At 30.5% G+C, this 1,874-nt stretch carries 1 protein-coding gene; it reads right to left on the bottom strand.

The features are described 5' to 3' along the window. Positions 1–80 precede the first annotated feature (80 nt). Positions 81–1,850, bottom strand: a complete 1,770-nt coding sequence (locus tag FZ949_RS00860; protein ID WP_148790006.1) for a response regulator — start codon at positions 1,848–1,850, stop codon at positions 81–83. Positions 1,851–1,874 lie beyond the last annotated feature (24 nt).

Below are 1,874 nucleotides of genomic sequence, written 5' to 3'. Positions count from 1 at the left end.
CTAAATTTTTACGGAAAATTGATTATAGGACCCATAAGATTAAATTACAATAAACATTTTTTAAAATTTGCTCTCAAAATTTATGCCTTGATGTCAACCTTTTTATAAAATTTATCTCTCTCATCTATCTTTTCTTTACTCTTTAAATCATTCTCAAGATAGCTGATATTATAAATTTCTCTTGTAGATATGCTTTTGCCATTATTTAGACTGATTAAAAATTTACTCTCAAATTTATTAGATAGATTGGCAATAGCGATCGCTCCGGCATCTTTTAGACTTACGATTTTATCACCTTGCATGAAGCCAATATCTTTAAAATCCAAGCTATTTAGCTGCACATTATTCATCTCTTTTGCCTCTAAATTTGTGCTAGTTTTTAGCTCACTTGATGTATTTAGCTTGCCAGTATCGTTATAAAGCTCTTTTACGTCTATCTCTCTACCACTATCAAATTTTAGCCTTATGGTGCCATCTTTGTTTAGCTTCATAGCTATGACGCTATCGCTATCTTGCAAAGATGCGGCAGCTGTGGCTTCATTTGTTATAAAAGCCTTTTTTACTTTTTTTAAATTCGAGATACTAAACTCAAGTCCAGTTGCTTGTTTAAATTCATTTTCCATCGCGATCATTTTGGCTGATTTTGTCTTCTCAAGCTTTGATATATAAGCGTCCGCATTTTCTTCAAATTTCTTTAAATTATTGCCAAGATTTTCTATCATCTTGTTATATGCGTCAAACTCAGCGTTATAATCTTTGTAAAATTTCATAAAACTATCTTTTTGAAATTTTGTATATGAGAAATTTTCATCTTTTTTGTAGTCTTTGCTCGGCTCAATGATCGGATTAAACTCGCTTAATCTTGCAGTATCATCAAAGCCCACTTTAAGATAGGCAAAATTTTTAAAAGAGCTATCTTTGCCAAAGATATTATTGTGTCTTAGATCGACCCAGCCGTCATTTTGGGCATATTTTTTAAAGAAATTATTTATATCATTTTTCTCTATCTTTTCATATCTGTTTTCTGCAGCGAACAAAGTATTTGGATCTGAGGCGTAGTAAGAGTGTCTATAATCAATATCTTTTGTATCCACATAAAGATCGGGATTATTTGTGATCGTTGCTTTACGATTTAGCTCTTCTCTTTCTATTTGGTTGTGATTTATGACATTTGTGCTGATAAACTGCCTAAGATCAACCCTTGGCATTACATCGCTTAAATTTGCTATTTTTTCATTTCCGTCTTTGTCATAACCTCTTACTTTTAGCTTATCAAAGAGTATATCTTTTTGGTCTAGCATGCCGTCATTGTTGCTATCAAAGCTAAAAAGATAGCTATTATTTTCTAATTTTGTAGTGCCAAGCTTATCGTCATCGCCGTAAATATCTAAAAATACTTCTACTTCTCCATATTTTGTTTTTAGAGTGTTTGAATAGGCGTAATCGTTTAAATTTTTAAATTTTGTATTTTCTAAGTATCCACTTTTTAGTGTAGATAACATGCTGCTACTATCTGAAGCTTTTATATTTTTAAAGTAGGAATTTTCACTAAAATGATAGCCTCTAGAAAGCTCATTGGAGTGAATTTTATTGTTGCTGTAGATGAGATTTTTTGAGTAGTTATTTAAAATTTCTTCTACTTTTTGTAGGATTTTGTGTCTGTTTTGCTCTTTTATCTCAGCATCGGTTATATTTATAACTTTGCTTGCTTTTATACTTTCTTTTAGACTTGAAATTTGTTCGTTGTTTATCTCTAAACCTTGTTTATCCTTAAAGGCATGGAGCATATCTGTAGGATTTTCTAAATCTTTTAAATTTATAAAGTTATATTTTAAAGGTGCAATATTCATCTAAAATCCTTTTTAAAGATGTTG

Source organism: Campylobacter concisus (genome assembly GCF_902460545.1).
GTDB lineage: Bacteria > Campylobacterota > Campylobacteria > Campylobacterales > Campylobacteraceae > Campylobacter_A > Campylobacter_A concisus_AE.
This window is presented reverse-complemented; position numbering and strand designations above follow the sequence as displayed.